This window comes from Corynebacterium tuscaniense DNF00037 (genome assembly GCF_000759055.1).
GTDB lineage: Bacteria > Actinomycetota > Actinomycetes > Mycobacteriales > Mycobacteriaceae > Corynebacterium > Corynebacterium tuscaniense.
Genome location: NZ_JRNG01000008.1, coordinates 60,774 through 78,056, shown reverse-complemented (window position 1 = coordinate 78,056; position 17,283 = coordinate 60,774). Strand labels below are relative to the sequence as shown.

15 protein-coding genes are annotated in these 17,283 nt (G+C 59.4%); 3 read left to right on the top strand and 12 right to left on the bottom strand.

Annotated features, from left to right (window positions below):
* The 10 genes from HMPREF2129_RS02750 to clpB all read right to left on the bottom strand — a co-directional run.
* A partial coding sequence (locus HMPREF2129_RS02750) for an FUSC family protein (protein ID WP_198021513.1) occupies positions 1-661 on the bottom strand: 661 nt, incomplete at its 3' end.
* Between the two features lie 100 nt (positions 662-761).
* Positions 762-1,796, bottom strand: coding sequence for a class II fructose-bisphosphate aldolase (gene fbaA / locus HMPREF2129_RS02745; protein WP_034662806.1), 1,035 nt, complete (start codon positions 1,794-1,796; stop codon positions 762-764).
* A 30-nt stretch (positions 1,797-1,826) separates the two neighbouring features.
* Entirely contained in the window at positions 1,827-3,152 is a 1,326-nt protein-coding gene (locus tag HMPREF2129_RS02740; RefSeq protein ID WP_034662847.1) for a glycoside hydrolase family 76 protein, read from the bottom strand.
* A 700-nt stretch (positions 3,153-3,852) separates the two neighbouring features.
* Positions 3,853-4,494 carry a TrmH family RNA methyltransferase gene (locus HMPREF2129_RS02735; RefSeq protein ID WP_034662803.1) on the bottom strand — a complete coding sequence of 214 codons (642 nt, stop codon included), beginning with the start codon at positions 4,492-4,494 and terminating at the stop codon, positions 3,853-3,855.
* Between the two features lie 64 nt (positions 4,495-4,558).
* Positions 4,559-5,113, bottom strand: a complete 555-nt coding sequence (pyrE, locus tag HMPREF2129_RS02730; protein ID WP_034662801.1) for an orotate phosphoribosyltransferase — start codon at positions 5,111-5,113, stop codon at positions 4,559-4,561.
* A 24-nt stretch (positions 5,114-5,137) separates the two neighbouring features.
* Positions 5,138-6,124 carry a type III secretion system chaperone family protein gene (locus HMPREF2129_RS02725; RefSeq protein ID WP_034662798.1) on the bottom strand — a complete coding sequence of 329 codons (987 nt, stop codon included), beginning with the start codon at positions 6,122-6,124 and terminating at the stop codon, positions 5,138-5,140.
* 154 nt (positions 6,125-6,278) lie between these two features.
* Positions 6,279-7,112, bottom strand: coding sequence for a sulfurtransferase (locus tag HMPREF2129_RS02720; protein ID WP_034662796.1), 834 nt, complete (start codon positions 7,110-7,112; stop codon positions 6,279-6,281).
* A gap of 14 nt (positions 7,113-7,126) precedes the next feature.
* Positions 7,127-7,525 carry a DUF4265 domain-containing protein gene (locus HMPREF2129_RS02715; RefSeq protein ID WP_034662793.1) on the bottom strand — a complete coding sequence of 133 codons (399 nt, stop codon included), beginning with the start codon at positions 7,523-7,525 and terminating at the stop codon, positions 7,127-7,129.
* A gap of 240 nt (positions 7,526-7,765) precedes the next feature.
* Complete coding sequence (gene adhP / locus HMPREF2129_RS02710; protein WP_034662791.1) at positions 7,766-8,797, bottom strand: alcohol dehydrogenase AdhP; 1,032 nt, start codon at positions 8,795-8,797, stop codon at positions 7,766-7,768.
* Positions 8,798-8,942: 145 nt separating this feature from the next.
* Complete coding sequence (clpB, locus tag HMPREF2129_RS02705; RefSeq protein WP_034662788.1) at positions 8,943-11,489, bottom strand: ATP-dependent chaperone ClpB; 2,547 nt, start codon at positions 11,487-11,489, stop codon at positions 8,943-8,945.
* 627 nt (positions 11,490-12,116) lie between these two features.
* Here clpB and HMPREF2129_RS02695 point away from each other — a divergent pair.
* A complete protein-coding gene (locus HMPREF2129_RS02695; RefSeq protein ID WP_034662782.1) occupies positions 12,117-12,647 on the top strand; it encodes a helix-turn-helix transcriptional regulator in 531 nt (176 codons plus the stop codon).
* Here the strand turns inward: HMPREF2129_RS02695 and HMPREF2129_RS02690 are convergent.
* Complete coding sequence (locus HMPREF2129_RS02690; RefSeq protein ID WP_034662780.1) at positions 12,610-13,947, bottom strand: sodium/glutamate symporter; 1,338 nt, start codon at positions 13,945-13,947, stop codon at positions 12,610-12,612. The two genes, HMPREF2129_RS02695 and HMPREF2129_RS02690, sit on opposite strands and share 38 nt — an antisense overlap.
* 103 nt (positions 13,948-14,050) lie before the next feature.
* On the opposite strand from HMPREF2129_RS02690, the gene HMPREF2129_RS02685 reads away from it, so the two are divergent.
* The gene (locus HMPREF2129_RS02685; protein WP_156959222.1) at positions 14,051-14,881 is read left to right on the top strand and encodes a ferredoxin reductase domain-containing protein; all 831 of its coding nucleotides are present in this window, start codon (positions 14,051-14,053) and stop codon (positions 14,879-14,881) included.
* On the opposite strand, the gene HMPREF2129_RS02680 is transcribed toward HMPREF2129_RS02685, so the two are convergent.
* On the bottom strand, positions 14,878-15,669 hold the full coding sequence (locus tag HMPREF2129_RS02680) for a carbon-nitrogen hydrolase family protein (RefSeq protein ID WP_034662844.1): 792 nt from the start codon (positions 15,667-15,669) through the stop codon (positions 14,878-14,880). The two genes, HMPREF2129_RS02685 and HMPREF2129_RS02680, sit on opposite strands and share 4 nt — an antisense overlap.
* Before the next feature lie 348 nt (positions 15,670-16,017).
* On the opposite strand from HMPREF2129_RS02680, the gene HMPREF2129_RS10545 reads away from it, so the two are divergent.
* Positions 16,018-17,241 carry an alpha/beta hydrolase gene (locus HMPREF2129_RS10545; protein WP_170253094.1) on the top strand — a complete coding sequence of 408 codons (1,224 nt, stop codon included), beginning with the start codon at positions 16,018-16,020 and terminating at the stop codon, positions 17,239-17,241.
* The last annotated feature ends 42 nt before the right edge of the window (positions 17,242-17,283 follow it).

Here is a 17,283-nt window from a genome sequence, read left to right as displayed (position 1 = left end):
CCATGGCATCAATATCGGATTGCGTACCACGAATCGCCTCCAACGCCAGGGCCAGTTCGGAGGGGTCTTGGTGGGAGATGCCGGCAGAGACGTCGTCAAGCACTGAGCTCAAAATGGAAAGAACCTTGGAAATTTCCTGGCGGGCTGCAGCGAACGGCGCAGAAGGCACAAGCGCAACAACCGCAAGGCCCACCGCCGACCCAATAAACGCGTCAACCGCACGATCAAACCCTGTGACAGCGGCGTCAGGCGGCATGATCGTGGAAATCAAAATCGAACCAATGGCTACCTGATTTGCCACCAACATCGACTTAGAAAAGAACGACGCAAACAACATCGACCCACACACCGCCGCCGCAATCTGCCACCCACCCGGGCCAAGCGGTGCGAACACAAGGTCACCGACCAACACGCCCAGGATGCACCCAAGCGACATATCCAAGGCACGCTTGATCCGATCACCACCGGACAACCCGACGATGATGACCACACTGATCGGCGCGAAAAAAGGCTGCCCGTGACCAACCCACTCAAACGCAATGGCATACGCAATCCCCGCCGCAACCCCCACCCGGAGCGCCGGAAAGAACCGCTGAGCCACTCGCTTCAGACGCGCTTCAAGCGAGTCCTCAACAGCAGCCATGCGCTCACGCGTGGTCATACGCACGCGATTTGTTTGTCTAACCATCGGCATCACATGTGTTCTTCGCAATAGAAAAGGCCAGGCCCTCACTGGCCTGACCTTGACGGTACAACGCTAATTACCGCGAAACAGACTTGCCCACAGACTTCAGATCCTGGCACGCCTGAACAACGCGCTCGGACATGGACTGCTCAGCCTTCTTCAGGTACGAACGCGGATCGTAGGCCTTCTTGTTACCTACCTCACCGTCGATCTTCAGCACGCCATCGTAGTTCTCAAACATGTGGGAAGCGACCGGGCGCGTAAACGCGTACTGAGTATCAGTGTCCACGTTCATCTTCACCACGCCGTAGGTCAGGGACTCGGCGATCTTCTCCGGCTCAGAACCGGAACCACCGTGGAACACGAAGTCGAACGGACGCTCACCAGCAGACAAGCCAAGCTTCTCCACTGCCGCCTTCTGGCCCATGTCCAGAACCTCGGGGCGCAGCTTCACGTTGCCCGGCTTGTACACGCCGTGCACATTGCCAAAGGTAGCTGCCAGCAGGTAGCGGCCCTTCTCACCGGTACCAATCGCATCAATGGTCTTTTCAAAGTCCTCGCGTGAGGTGTACAGGTTCGCGCCGGCCTTCGCCTCAACGCCGTCCTCTTCACCACCGACAACACCAATCTCAACCTCGAGAATGATGTTCGCCTTACGAGCCTTCTCCAGCAGCTCCTGCGCAATCACCAGATTTTCATCGATCGGGATCGCGGAACCATCCCACATGTGCGACTGGAACAGCGGCAGCTCACCACGGTCCACGCGCTCCTGCGAAATCGCGATCAGCGGGCGCACATACTCGTCCAGAACTTCCTTCTGGCAGTGATCCGTGTGCAGCGCCACGTTGATGTCGTACTGCTCTGCCACCTTGTGAGCAAACGCCGCGAGAGCCTCCGCACCCACAACCTTGTTCTTCACCGACAGACCGGAACCAAATTCAGCGCCACCAGTAGAAAACTGAATGATGCCGTCAGAGCCCGCCTCAGCGAAACCACGTAGCGCAGCGTTGATGGTCTCCGAGGAAGTGCAGTTAATGGCCGGGAAAGCAAAACCTTCCTTCTTGGCCGTATCAAGCATTTGGTTATAAACCTCAGGGGTTGCAATAGGCATGAAGAGTCCTCTCACTCGAATGCGGTTACGTTAACCAGTATGCCCGCTTTGCGCGACCCGCGCTGCCGCCTCGAGCAACATCCAGCCAGAAAGTTGCACAGAAAGATCGCGTTCCGGAATTTCAGGGGCCTTGCTTATCGACGCTCCCCCGCCCCCATAAATATGCGGCAACCTCGCCCCCTCCACCCAACGCACCGGAAAAACAGGCAATCCGTCCACTTCAAGGCGGTTATTCCACATCGCAGCGGCCGACGCCAGAACAAGTCGTGCCGCTTCCTTCTTCGCAGCCCGGCCCGCCGCCGTCGTATCCGGGAGACGCACCGCCACGTCTGCAAGATAGCGCACAAGAATCCCCTGAAACAGAGCGCCATCCCCACCCTTATTGGGTGCGCAGTCCCGCTGATTATCAATCACTCCGGCAGGCGTAGCCAAGTGTTTTGCCACAGCCCGCACCAAGTCGTGGATCCGGGCGATGTAAAACATCTGCGCATCCCCGGAAGCTTCATCAGCATTTCCGGCTTCCTGATTGTCTAGTGCAATCGCGATTTCCAGTGCCGCCCCCAAAACCGTGCCTTGGTTGTAGGTGTAGGAGATATCCGTTGTCCGTGGACCATCCGCGTGCAGACGAATTCCGTCCTGCACAAGCCCGTTATCCGCCATGACGTTGTCAAAGATCCAGCCCATAACTTCACGAGCTTTATCCAGACGCCCACTCCTCGCCATCATGATCGCCGCCGGACCATTCGCCGGGACGTTGAAGAAGTTCTCATCTGTCCGCCATGGCAAAACCCCGATGACATTGTCCAGGCCTGCGAGGATGTTGAACTCGAGTTCCTCCAGCGGGCGGAATCGTGTCTTCGGCCGACGCCACAACCGCGTCACCTTCGATAAGCCTGGCTGGCCAGGTTTCCTCAGCCCCCGCAGCAGCTTCGGCAACTTCGGCAGCTTTGACTGTGGTGGCAGCCCCGCTGTTTTCACCGTCGGTTTCTCTAGATCTGCAAGTACTTCGCGCCGTGCTTGGTTTTCTTCCCCGGCCCGCCCTAACGCCAATGCCAGCCAGGCTTTATCGTCGTAATAACGGTTACGAGTCAGATTCCCATGGTTGCGAATCCGGATCCCCCGAATCGTCCGCGAAATGTTCGCGCGACGAGCTTTGGTCGACTGACGACGCTCCGCATCCACCAAACAATCCAAATAGTGCGCCTGCCACCAGTAATGCCACGTGACAAAGGCCTTTTCACGTGGCGTTGCAGGCCATGCAACCACCGCCAGGTTTGTTCGCGGCAATCGCCACAATGGCGAAGCATGACGTTCAGCTACCGCTGCCTCTGCAAGGTCCGCGCGATATGCCCACATCTCAGCGGAGTCGGAAACAGATGACTTCGTGCGTACCACGCTGCCTCCTTCTCTCGGCCCTGCCTCGGCCTCATTTTGGTGTGCTCTCAATAGATCCTTCTCTATAGATTCTTATCTATAGACCCTTATCTATTATCTACTCTCTTTCAATACAGGGAGCCAACATCCGTTCTTCCCGCTTCCCCTGCATTTTCTTTCCTTCCCTCTTTTTCTTCCCTCCTTTTCTTCCCTTCCCTCCCTTTCTTCCTTACTGTTCGGTCTAGCCACTATCCCCTAGCAACCTGGAACGCAACGCAATCCCGGAATGATCCCAGCATGACCTTCTCGCACCCACGAGAAGCACACACATGGAAGCACATACATAGCTGAAACTTCATGAGGACATATTTGTCCGTCTGCTTTCTTCTCAAGCCTTCACCTGCGTGAACGGCGCGGTACCAGGTGGACACACTCTGCGTCCGCCCTCTACGGAAGCATAAATCCAGGTCAGAGCATCGCTCGTTCCTTAGCCGACAAATTTGTCCGCTTCACTTTTCACACATATGCACACACTCGCGGGACCTCGGAAACTGCAGCAGCCTCTCGAACTGCAAGCGCATCGGGAACTGCAAAAGCCGCTGGAGTCTCGGGGACCGCGGCAGGAATCGGCAAAGTGATGCCATTTGTGAGACTGCGAGTGGTCTTAGGGTGGTGTGGGGAGCTACCAGGCGTCGTCAAGCGTGGCGTGCTGGCGTACCCACGTGTGCATCGCGATTCCTGCGGCCACCCCCGCATTGATCGAGCGCGTCGAGCCGAATTGCGCGATCGAGCAGGTCATCAACGCCGCGTCCTGGGCTTCAGAAGTGATGCCCGGGCCTTCTTGACCGAAAAGGAGCACACAATTTCGCGGGATTTCAGCAGTTTCTAGGGGAACTGAACCGGGCGTGTTATCAATGGCGACCACGGAGAGGCCCCGTTCGGTGGCCCACGTAACCAAATCTGCGACGGTGTCGTGATGAATGATGTGTTGATAACGGTCCGTCACCATCGCACCTCGGCGATTCCAACGACGCCGCCCCACAATGTGAACCGCCTCCGCCAAAAACGCATTTGCGGTGCGGACGACGGTGCCGATATTCATGTCATTCTCAAAATTCTCAATCGCAACATGAAACGGGTGGCGGCGCTGATCCAAATCCGCCCGGATAGCCTCCATCGACCAGTAGCGGTACTGGTCAACAACGTTGCGGCTATCGCCGTGCTCCAAAAACTGAGGGTCGAAACGCGGGTCAGTGGGCCATTCGCCCTCCCACGGACCGACGCCATGCCGGCCCTCATTCCACTCCGTTGGCCCCTTATCCATTGGCCCCTTGTTCGCTGGTCCCTTGTCCGTTGGTCCTTTGTCGGTCGGGGTGGACTCAGCAGGATTAGGCGAGGCCAAGGTCGTTCAAACCAAGCAGGAAGCGGTACTCCAAACCGGCATCGTGGAGCACTTTGTCAGCACCAGTCTCGCGGTCCACCACGGTCGCAACCGCAACGACCTCAGCACCCTCGGCCCGGCACGCCTCCACCGCGGTGAGCGGTGAATTACCGGTAGTTGTGGTGTCCTCCACAACCAAGACACGCTTACCCTTAATCGACGGCCCCTCAATGCGACGCTGCATCCCGTGCTTCTTCGCTTCCTTGCGGACAACGAAGCTATCAATCGGACGGCCATCCGCATGCATCACAGCCGTAGCCACCGGATCAGCACCCAAGGTGAGACCACCAACCGCATCAAAGTCCAGGTCAGCAGTCAGTTCGCGTACGAGGGAACCGATGAGGCGGCTGGCCTCGTGGTGCAACGTGGCACGACGGAGATCAACGTAGTAGTCAGCTTCTTTACCGGAACTCAAAGTCACTCGACCATGAACAACAGCGAGCTCCTTCACAAGCTCAGCAAGGCGGGCCTTAGCCGTGGCGTCAATAGATGTGGCACTCATGCCTCCAAGGTTAGCCACCCCGAGTTAGTCATCGAAAATAGACGGCGGATCAAGTTTGCGCGCGACCCGAGTGCCGTCGTTTGGCTGAGGATCTTCCTGGCCAGTCCCAATCGCATTGACCTCATCAGACCCCACCTCATGGTCTGTGATGTCCCCCTTCACCCCGCCGGTCAGCCGCGTGGGCATCTCCAAGGGTTCCTCAGGACGCGTAATGGCGGGATGGAAGTGGTGGGAAGGGGTGGGGTGAGATGCGATGTCGATAAGCACGGGCTCGCCCATCTCACGCGACGTGCCTGCGAGTTCAAGCCGCGGCCATATTTCAGGCGGAAGGGTGCGCGCGGTGTCGGCGAGGAGGGCGAGCGGAGCAAAAACCGCGTCCCAATCTGTCACGTCGTCGAACTCCGCGAGCACCCACTCCGACTCGAAACAGACCGCGTCAACCTGCGGCGGAAGCTGCTCCAAAGCCGTGCGGACGCGGATATCCAGCATTCGTTCCGCCGGACCACCCTCCGACGCGAAGACAGCAAACCCTTCGATTTGAGCGACCTCGACGAGGTCCTCGGAGAGCTGCTGAGTCAGTGGGAGCCGACGCATGTCCACAACAACATCGCTAGCCATGCCCGTTCCCATTCCGATAACGGTCGTGCCTGCGATATCAGCGATACGGGTTTCATGGCCAAACTTAGTGCCCGTCAAGACGTCCTTAATGGGGGCTCCGCTGGCGGCAGCACCGCGGGTCCATTCGTCCTGCAGGAATTCATCTTCGGCGGTGTAGGTAAAGCCGTTGGCGGTGGCCCAGTCCCGGCGTGCCCGGCGCGACAGTTTGTGGGGCTTGTGGGACTTGCGGGTCTTACGGCCGTGGGTGGATCTCGGGGCAGGTTCAGCAGGCGTAGTTCTAGCGAGCGCTTTGTCCCGCTTTTTGCTCAGTGCTTTGTGCCGGGATTCCGCGCGCCACAAACGGCTCGCCCCGATCAGGGCGAGCACGGAAAGCGTTAACAAAACAAAACCCATTGGTTAGCACTTTATCGGGCGTGGGGACATTGCTGGGTAGGCGCACTTTGTGGGGGTGAAGGATTTAACCCCACAAGCGCGTGTGACCTGGGCTTTTGCCGGGTAGGGCAGGCTCAGAGTGTTAAATCCTTCACCCGAAGCCCAGCGCTCAGGCCTAGATTTCGCGTGAAACTGGGTTTGTTACGTCCGCGGCCCACTGGGACCAGCCACCGATGTAGTGGGTGAGCATCGGCAACCCCGCGTGCACCGCGGCGGCAAGCAACTTGGCAGAGTGGTTGCCGGAACCGGAATAGACAACCGCCGAGGCGGGATCGGTGGTGTGAGTGACACCCAATTGGGCGAAGCGTTCCAAGATCTCATCCGAGGGTTTCACCATGCCATTGCTGTCAAAGACGTCCTGCACGGGCAGGTTCCGTGCCCCCGGGATGTGGCCCGCTTTTTTATCTAAACGTTCTTTGATGCCACGGTAGCGGTTGGGCTGGCGAGCGTCGATAAGCAGGCCCTTGTAATCGTGCACATCGTCGATCGTGGGTGCCTGGCCACGCTGCGCGACAAGCTCCGAATGGACGTTGACAGGGCCCGGGCCAGCAACTGTGTCAAAGCCGAGCGCTTCCCACGCGGCGAACCCACCGTCAAGGATGCGCACGTTGCGGACACCCGCCCAACGCAAAGTCCACCAAACACGGGCAGCGAAGACGCCATGGCCGGTGTCATACACAATCACTGGGCGATCCTCCGCAATGCCCCAGAAGCCGAACGTTTCACTCAACCGCTCCAGCGACGGTAACGGATTACGGCCTACCTGCGCTGTAGGTGTGCCCACGAGGTGCACCGACATGTCACAAAACTGGGCGGTGGGGATGTGCGCAGCGTGAAACGTGGACCGTGCCTGGCCCGCGCGCGCATCCCACAGCGCGGCCAATAAAGTGAGCTTTTCGCCGGTGCGAATCAGTTCGCGCAGCTCTTCGGAGGAAATGTAGACGCTCATGGCGCCCACACTACCTACGCGAGCGAAATGATGCCCTGGGTTTCAAGGCCTTCCAGCCACTCGCGGATACCATCCTTCGGGGCATCCGGGCCTATAGACGCCGCGAGCATCCCACCCGGCCCCATCTCCACCCGGCAGCCGAACGCAAGCAACGTCTCGGCGAGCTGCAGTGGAGCCTCCGTCGCTGGGAGGATACGCACCGTCGAGGCACCGCCGCGCACCACCACGCGATCCACGTGGAACTGGCCACCAACTGTGACACACTCCACGATGTCCCCCAGCGCCAGCGAGGTATCCAGAAACGGCACGCTGGCAACCACGAAATGGTTGCCGGAGAGCTGGTGGCCCGCAAGCAGCTCATTTTCCATACCCGGGACAGCAACCCGGGTGGTGATAGTGGTGATCGGTTGCATGCACCGGATTGTAGCCGGTGCTGGGGTCTGGGCGTGGCGGGTTGGCGGCGGCAAGGCAGGCCGAGGAGCCCGGAAAGTTTGTCCCTTAAGCCGAAAACCCTTCCGCTCATCTACCTGTGAACCGGAAGAAGGCCCCGTAAGCGCTAACACGCTTCAGCGAGACCCTCACTGGCGAAGATACAGTCATTCACCGGTCTGCGGCGGGGGTCGGCGGTAAGCACCCCCGGACAGAGCAAACGCCTAGTACTTGATGGACATTCGGCCGGCGATCTTGCCGTTTCGCATGTCTTCAAACACCTGGTTCACATCATCGAGTTCGCACGCCGTGACGTGGGGCTTCACCTCGCCGCGGGCGTAGAAGTCGAGCGCCTCCGCCATGTCCTGGCGCGTGCCCACTAGGGAGCCGCGAATGGTGATGCCGCGCAGAACGATGTCGAAGATCGGTGCCGGGAACTCCCCCGGCGGCAGACCGTTGAAGACGATGGTGCCGTTGGAACGACACATCGCAATGGCCTGTCCGAACGCGGCTGGGTGCACGGCCGTAACAAGCACGCCGTGGGCGCCGCCGTCCGTGAACTCCTGCACAGCCTCACCCGGGTCGGTGTTGGCGGCGTTGACGGTGAATTCGGCACCGAGCTCCTTGGCCAGTTCGAGTTTGTCGTCAGCGATGTCTACTGCAATCACACGCATGCCCATGGCCACGCCGTACTGCACTGCGAGGTGGCCGAGGCCACCGATACCGGAGATGACCATGAACTGGCTCGGCTTCGCCTGTGCTTCCTTCAGGCCCTTGTATACCGTGACACCAGCGCAGAGGATCGGGGCGACCTCGACCGGGTCGGCGCCTTCGGGGATGCGTGGGGCGTATCGCGTATCTACGAGCATGTACTCACCAAAGGAACCATTCACCGTGTAGCCGCCGTATTCCGCCTTTTTGCAGTACGTTTCACGGCCGGTCCGGCAGAACTCGCACGCGCCACATGCGGACCAGAGCCAAGCGTTGCCGACAATGTCACCAACCTTGACCGAATGCTCACCCGGCCCCAACTCAATGATCTCGCCGACGCCCTCGTGGCCCGGCACGAACGGCGGAGTCGGTTTGACCGGCCAGTCACCTTCCACCGCATGAAGGTCGGTGTGGCAGATGCCGCTGGCAGAAAGTTTCACCAGTGCCTGGAACGGGCCAGGCTTAGGCAGGTCGATCTCTTTGACGTTGACGGTTGGGCCGAACTGTTCGGCAACTGCTGCTCGCATGGAAGTTGGGGTGGACATATGGTTCTCCTATTCTGAAGGGGATGTTCCCCAGGAATGATACACATCACATGCGGGTAAGTCGAGTGAGCTGAAACACATTTTCATTAAGCGCCGTATGCCTTGGCCCCGGACTGGGCGGCGGCGGTGCCGCCGCTGCGGCCCCTTAGGCGTTGATGTCGAGGCGGTCGGTGCCTTCGGCGACGTCTACGTGCACCGGGTCACCGTCGCGGATCTCGCCGGAAAGCAGCTTCTTCGCCAGCTGATCACCGATCGCCTGCTGGATCAGACGACGCAACGGACGAGCACCGTAGGCCGGATCGTAGCCACGCTCAGCGAGCCAGGACTTGGCGGCGTCGGAGACCTGCAGCGTCAGGCGTCGTGAAGCAAGACGCTCCGCGAGCGCCGCGAGCTGGATGTCCACGATGCCCACAAGCTGCTCTTGGGTGAGCGGGTCGAAGACCACCACGTCGTCGAGACGGTTGATGAACTCCGGCTTGAACGCCCGTTTCACCGCCTCCATAATCTCCTCATGCGTGCCGCCCGCTCCGAGGTTGGAGGTCAGAATGATCACGGTGTTGCGGAAGTCCACGGTCCGCCCCTGCCCATCTGTCAGGCGGCCTTCGTCGAGGACCTGCAGTAGGACGTCGAAGACGTCGGGGTGGGCTTTCTCCACTTCGTCGAAAAGCACGAGGCTGTATGGGCGCCTGCGAACAGCTTCGGTGAGCTGGCCGCCTGCGTCGTAGCCGACGTATCCCGGAGGCGCACCGACCAGGCGCGCAACGGAATGCTTCTCGCCGTACTCGGACATATCAATGCGCACCATCGCGGACTCATCGTCGAAGAGGAACTCCGCCAGCGACTTCGCCAGCTCCGTCTTACCCACGCCCGTAGGCCCAAGGAAGAGGAACGAACCAATCGGACGATTCGGATCAGCAATGCCCGCGCGCGAACGCCGCACCGCATCCGACACAGCCTCCACCGCCGCGCGCTGACCAACCACACGGTCAGCCAGGACATCCTCCATACGCAGGAGTTTCTCGGTCTCGCCTTCCATCATCTTGCCCGCCGGGATGCCGGTCCAGCTCGACACAACATCAGCGATCACATCAGGCGTCACCTCCTCACTGAGCATCGTCTTTTCGCTTGTCGACGCCTCCGCTGCCCCCAGCTCAGCCTCAACTTCCGGAATCCGCCCGTAGCGCAACTCCGAAACCTTCGCGAAATCACCTTCACGCTCGGCGATCTCTGACTGGTTACGCAGATCTTCCAGCTCCTCCTTCAAGCGCTGGACCTTATCGATCTCGCCCTTCTCATTTTCCCAACGAGCCTTCAGCTCGCCAAGCTTCTCGCGCTGATCCGCCAGCTCCTGGCGCAGTGTGACAAGACGATCCTGGGAAGCAGCGTCCGATTCCTTCGACAGTGCGATCTCCTCGATTTCGAGGCGGCGCACAATGCGCTCAAGCTCGTCGATCTCCTGCGGGGAAGAATCAATCTCCATGCGCAGGCGCGAGCCGGCCTCATCGACGAGGTCAATCGCCTTGTCCGGCAGGAAACGGTTCGTGATGTAGCGGTCCGAGAGCGTTGCTGCAGCCACCAGCGCCGAGTCCTGAATGCGGACACCGTGGTGGACCTCGTAGCGCTCCTTCAGGCCACGCAGGATACCGATGGTGTCCTCCACCGTCGGCTCACCCACGTACACCTGCTGGAAACGACGCTCCAAAGCGGCGTCCTTCTCGATGTACTTGCGGTACTCATCCAGCGTCGTCGCACCAACCAGGCGGAGCTCGCCACGAGCCAGCAACGGCTTGATCATGTTGCCGGCGTCCATAGAGCCCTCACCGGTAGCACCTGCACCGACGATGGTGTGCAGCTCATCGATGAACGTAATGATCTCGCCGTCTGCCCGCTTAATCTCATCGAGTACGGCCTTCAAGCGTTCCTCGAATTCACCGCGGTATTTCGCACCAGCGACCATGGAGCCCAGATCGAGACTGATCAGCGTCTTGCCCTTCAAGGATTCAGGCACGTCACCAGCCACGATGCGGCGAGCAAGGCCCTCCACGATGGCGGTCTTACCCACACCTGGCTCACCGATGAGAACCGGGTTGTTCTTCGTACGGCGTGACAACACCTGAACAACACGCCGGATTTCGCTGTCACGGCCGATAACCGGGTCAATCTTGCCCTCGCGTGCCCGCGCCGTCAGATCCGTCGAGTACTTCTCCAAAGCCTGAAACTGGTCCTCTGGGTCCTGTGAGGTCACCTTTTGGTGCCCGCGTACCGAGGGGAAAGCTGCCTTAATCGTGTCGTAGGTCGCGCCACGCTTCTTCAGCAGCTCTGCAGCTTCTTCCGAGCCGCGTGCAATGGCAGCCAGAAGCACCTCGGTGGAAACGTATTCATCGCCGAGCTCACCAGCCAACTCCTGCGCCGCGTTCAGCGCATTAAGACCATCGCGGTTGAACGTCGGGTTGGCCATGTTCTGGCCTTCAGCCTTGGGGTAACCATCGACGATTTCAGCTGCCTCTTGCGCTACCGTCTCCGGATCAACGCCCGTTGCCTTCAGCACCGGTGCCGCGATGCCATCTTCCTGCGTCAGGATTGCGTACAGCAGGTGTGCGGGACGAATGTCCGGGTTCCCCTTTGCGGAGGCCAACTGGAGCGCATCCTGCAGCGCCTGTTGCGTTTTAGTAGTGGGATTAAACGAGCTCATTGAAGTGCTCCTTTCGTGTCTTCTGTCGTTCTAAATTAATTGGTCACTCAGTGCAACGCTTTAAAACTTGAGTCTGTTCCACTCAACCTAAAAATTCTTTTCCGCACAGACACTACGTCCGGCGACACTCACCCGGCGGCCCGCTCCCGCGCTGACACCCGGTGGCCCGCTCCCCCGTTGACACCCGCTTTCACACTCACTCCCGCTTCCTCGCACATATATGGGCGAAATGGGATGCGGACAAATTTGTCCGCTTTTCGACGATCATCACCGTGAACTGTAGCTTTATTCCCTTCTGGAGCGGACGCAAAGTGCGTCCGCTCCGCACCACCGCAAAAATGCAAGCCACAGCTCTGAAGATGCCCGGGTGGACAGATAAGTCCGCATCGTCCATTGCCCATATATGAGCGGAAACTGCGAGAAGAAAGACAGAAGAAGAGAAAGCGCAGGACAGTGAAAAGTTCGCGGAGCTGAGCTACTGCTTCAAAAGTGCGATGTCCACTTAAGTGGACAGTTTTTGCTAGCAAACAGCGGCGATGACGATTAACGTCAGAAACATCCTTCAAAAAGAAGGAACCAGGGGAATCGGGAAACTAAGGGGACTAGACAAAAGGGGGATCAGTCGAGATGAAACGAGTGGATATTTCAGAGATCTCGGTCTTTGAGGGGCGGCCGAAATGTCCGCCGTTTCTGCGCGGGGCGGAACTGATGGCGGTGCTGCAAACGGGGCAGGCTTTTACGGGGGAGGAGTTGGTGGGGAAATTAGGCGTCGATAAGCGAACGTTGAGGCGTGATATTCAGGGGCTCCGCGCCGTTGGTTTTGAGGTTGAGACGACGCGACGGGGCGAGAATTCCTACCGTTTGGTGCGCGGTGAGAAAATGCCACCGCTGGTTTTTGATGATGATGAGCTGGAAATGTTGTCGTTTGCGCTCGCGTACTTTCAGACAGATGATGCCGAGCTAAAGAAGCGCGTCGGCGCGTTGAACCGGCGGATCCGGGACGTGGCGCCGTGGCACGTCGTGGGCCGAGTTGAGGCGGCGTACAGGGAAGCGATGCGGGAGGGCATTGCCACGTGGTACGCCGCGAAGGCCGTGCGGGAGAAACAGGCGGGCTACGCCATTAAGTCTTCGCGTCTGAGCGAACAGGGACCCATTTGAGCGCGAAGCTCATGATGAGGATACCCGCTGCGATCAGCGTAGACACCCAGCCGAACGCACCGGTGAAGGAGGCGAGCACGGCGATTGGGGCCAGGATGGTCATGCCGATTTCGAAGGGGCCGAAACCAACGTAGGCCACGCCGTATTCGTTGAGTGTGCCAGATTTGAGCTTCGGGTCCACCATCTTGAGCAGAGCGATACCTGTGGCCACAGCGGCGGTTGCCCACCCCCAACCGAAAATGCCGCGTTCGATCCACTGTTCACCGAAGTACAGTGGCGCCATGACCAGCAGGTAGAACAGGCAGAACACGAGGCCGAGGACGAAAAGCAAGATGAGCGCCTGCCAGTACGCCGCGAGCGCTGCGGGGACAATGGAGGCGATGCCGAAGGCAATCATGTAGTCGGTCGCCGCACCAGAGATAGCGGTAACGGTGTCCTTGTCCAGGTAGTTCGGCTTTTTGAACAGACGCAGGAGACCGCGGCCAACAAAACCAATGACGAAGGACAGGGCGAATAGTGGGATGGAGACGTTGCCGAGGGCGGTAGAGAGGTAGCCGTCCACTAAGTAGGCAACAAGCACCGTGAAGACGATGAATCCGCCGTGGAGGGCAAGCGGTTCGATCGAGGAGGGGTTGGTGGTTGCTTTGCCGATGGAGGGACGTTGGGATTCGTCCTCGATGTACCCGGAGCGCAATTCCTTGGGCAGTTCACCTTGGAGTTCGGTGGCTTTACCTGCGCGAATACCCCAGTTAGCCACGATGACACCGCCGATAATGGCCACAATGGTGCCCACTGTCGCGGAGGTGAACCCGAGGGAGGATGCGGCAACGGCACCGGCAGTGTCTTCGAGTGAGGAGCCGACGGCGGCGGCTGTACCGAATCCGCCGACGAATCCGACGGGCAGCATCATGCCGAACCAGTCCTCCGTGCCGAAGACAGGTTTGAAGAGGTAGATGCCCAAAAGAACGAAGAGCCCCCATTGGAACATGAACATGGTGGTGGAAAATGCCCACATGTTGCGTGCACCTTTGGCTACGGACCCCCCGAGGTCCATGGAGTAGGCCATAGAGGCAAAGACAACGGCGATGAGGAGCGATGTGTAGGCACCGATTTTGTCGGAGAACTGGATGATCCCGAGGATTTCGGGACCGAGGAACAGTCCGATGAGGCCGGCGGTGATGGGTGCCGGCAGCAGGAGTTGCTGGAGGATGCGGACGCGTTGGCGGAGGATGTTGCCGATGATGAGGAGGATGGAGATCCATCCAACATCGGTGAGCAGCACGTAGGGGGTGAATTCCATGATGGGCCTTTCAGCTCTCGGTTTCTCCGCCAGATCCGTGGGATCTGCAAGGTTCTGTCCCGGCTAGCTTAGCGGTCGGAGTGGACGCGGTATCTTGGGCAGCATGTCGCCACGTATGAATTTACCGCCATCGTTGATAGAAGAGCTGGTCAGCTACTTGCCGGAGGTTCCGGAAGCACGTTCTTTGGTAGAGGCGTTGGTGGGGGATGAGGATGGGATGGGGGCTGTGGGCGTCGATAGGCGAAGGCTTGCTGTGTCTGCCGATTCTTACGATGCCTTGGTGGAGCCTGTGTCCAAGGCTGTGGATGCGGTGTTGGGGGCGCACCCCGATGCGGAAGAGTTGCGCGCGCATATGGTTTCGGGTTTGGCGCGGATGGGGGATGCTGCGCGGGAGGCTGATCTGGCGGGTGTGCCTCCGGCGTCGGCGATGGAGGTGATTGGGGTGCTTCCGCTTTTCGACGACACCGGGATCGCCTACTGGTCCGTCTACCTGTCTTCTTCTGTGCCGGTGGAGTATGAGGCTGGGCAAACGTTTCCGGTGCTGCGCCCGGAGATCGCTACGGCGGCGCGGGCGGAGGGAGTGGACCCGCTGTGGGATACGTTGGCCCCTGCGATTCCGCCGAATGACTTTGGCGAGCTGGTGTTTTTCTTGCCTGCGGAGGCGCTGACTAGCGGTGTTGACAATGCGCAGATTCCGCAGGTGGGTGATTACTGGACATTGGGGCATGCCAGCGGTGAGCCTGTGTGGCTTTCCAGCACTGTTGATGCGCGTGGTTCAGCCTTGGCTGGAGTGCGGGCCGCGGTGTTTGCTGCCGCGGAGCGTGGCGCTGGCGTGAATGTGGAATTGCTCGTGGACGCGGCTGGGTCGCACGAGCCGGGCCTGCGAGCTCTTGCGGATGCGTCGCATTGGTTGAGGTTGACGCAGGCTGATTAAAGCAGGGGCAGTGCTTTGCGCTGTTTCAGGGCTTGTTCGGGGTCGATGTCCACGACGAGGACTTCTGGCTCGTATCCGGCTTGAGCGATGACGGTGCCGTCGGGGGCAACGGCGATGGAGTGGCCGATGCCGGTGGGGCCGGAGGCCGTGCCCGCTTCGGACGTGCCACCTGGTCGTGCTTGGTCAGGAGCAATGATGAACACTCCAGCGTCGAGCGCGCGGGCACGGGCAAGAGTATTCCACTGCTCGAGTTTATTTTCCCCATCGGCCCAGCTTGTGGGCACAAGGATGACCTGGGCGCCCTCGCGGGCGAGTTGTTTGAACTGTTCCGGGAAGCGGATGTCAAAGCAGGTGGCTACGCCAATGGTGACCCCTTCGTGGGTGAAGGTGTGCAGGCGTGAGCCGGGTTTGACCGTATCGGATTCGCTGTAGGTGGCGGTGTCGAAGGTGTGGATTTTGTCGTAACCCTCGTGATGACCATTGCCGGTGATTAGGGCGGTGTTGTACACGCGGTTGACTTCCCCCTGAGTGTCAGCAGGGCGGAACATCCCGGCGACGATGGTCACGCCGAGCTCAGCAGCAAGCTCACGCAGACCAGTGGAGAAAGGCCCGTCGAGTTCTTCCGCTTGGGTGTCTAGGCGGCCAGAGTCAAAGGCTTGTGATGTTGCTTCTGGGCACACGATGAGTGTGGCACCGTGCTTGGCAACCCGCCGAATGCTTTCAGTGACAAGAAACAAATTTTCACACTTGTCTTTTGTGGTGGTGACTTGCACGATTCCGATTCGCATGCGCACCAGCGTATGTGGAATTTGAAGCGAATTCCACAGCCCGATTTTGCCACTTTGGGCATTTTCCTTGCGCTTGGCGGCGTCATGCTTTTTGCTCGAAAACATGAACTACATCCAAGCACCATCACATGGTCTCCCTTCGTTCCCTGAGTGGAAAGCTCCGCATTTGGTCGGCCTATCCACTCCGAGTCTCACGTCCAGTGCGCTGGCGCGAGCGCATGAAACTCTTTTGGACGGAATATCTACGCGTTCCCGCAACGTGACCGAGCAGGCGGCTAATCTCGCGGCTTTTGTCAAGGCGATCAACGACGTTGATTCCACAAATACATTTGGAGGTTTCTAATGCTGGTGGCTAACGAACTCACGAGTTCTGCAAACCAGATGCGCGAGGTAGCAAAAACTCTTGAATCACGTATCGATGACACGTGGGTGCATCGAAACATGCTTGCCTCTGCCGGTTTGGATGGCCCCACCGCCATCCAGGGCTTAGACCTCCTTGCTAGCCTGGGCACTGCTTTTGGGGAACCCGCTAAGCGCCTCAACGCGGTGGCCGATGTGCTTGATACCGCTGCGGCGGCGCAGCGCGAGTTGGACGATGTACTAGCCAGATTTGCTGGTTGGGGCAATGCGGCACTCGGTCCGCGTTTGCCACTGCCACCTTCGGTCGTTTTTGCCCACAAAGCCCTTATAGCAACTGTGGCGCTGCAGTCTTATTTGCTAGACAAGTCCTGCGCGGCCTCCGTAGCCGGGGAATGCCTTTTGGAACACAAGGCCGACCTGGACCGGCTTGTATTCCATCCCGGTGAACCGCTTGACCAGATCAGTGAACGGAATTTGAGCACGGCCCCGGCCTCGGTCCGGAAAGCTGTGCTTGAAGCGGATGGCATGCTCCTCGAGGCCGCAACGCTACCGGAAGGGGCGACTCCAGAATATGGCGACGGCTTCACCGTCATGGTGGGTCCACCGGGTGATGATTCGTGGCGGGAGAACCCCAAAAGCGTGATCACTCAGGTGTCCGGAGTATCCAGCGGTAATCCGGAAGCATTGCCCGACGCGATTAAACGGGCGCAGGACATCGCAGCCGCCACGGGGGGCGCAGTGGTGGTGTGGCAAGGCTACCTCCCGCCGGAGAACCTTGCGGAAGGGGCGGACCCATCTTATGCGCGCGCAAGCGCGGAAGAACTCGCAAATTTTCAGATGTCAATGAACGATCGTTTTCCGAATGCCCGCAAAGTTGTGCTCGGCCATAGTTACGGCTCGGTTGTGGCCACGCGAGCAGCAATGGGCTACGGCTTATTCGCCGATGAACTGGTCCTCGCTGGTTCCCCCGGAGTGCCGGCTTCGAACGTGGATCAGTTAAATCTCATTGGCACCGACACTCGGGTGACGGTAGCGGACTCCCCCACCGATCCCATTTTGATGTTGCGGAACGGCCCGATTGCGGCACACGGATTTAACCCCGCGGATCCAAGTTTTGGCGCGGAGCGGATACCCGGAATTTCGGGTGGACACTCAACGTACTTCACAGATGAGGCAGTGTTGAAGGAACTGGGTGAGGCGGTGCGCCGATAAGCAGAAAACCGTGGCGGCCGAGAGAGTGTGCGAAAGAGGCGT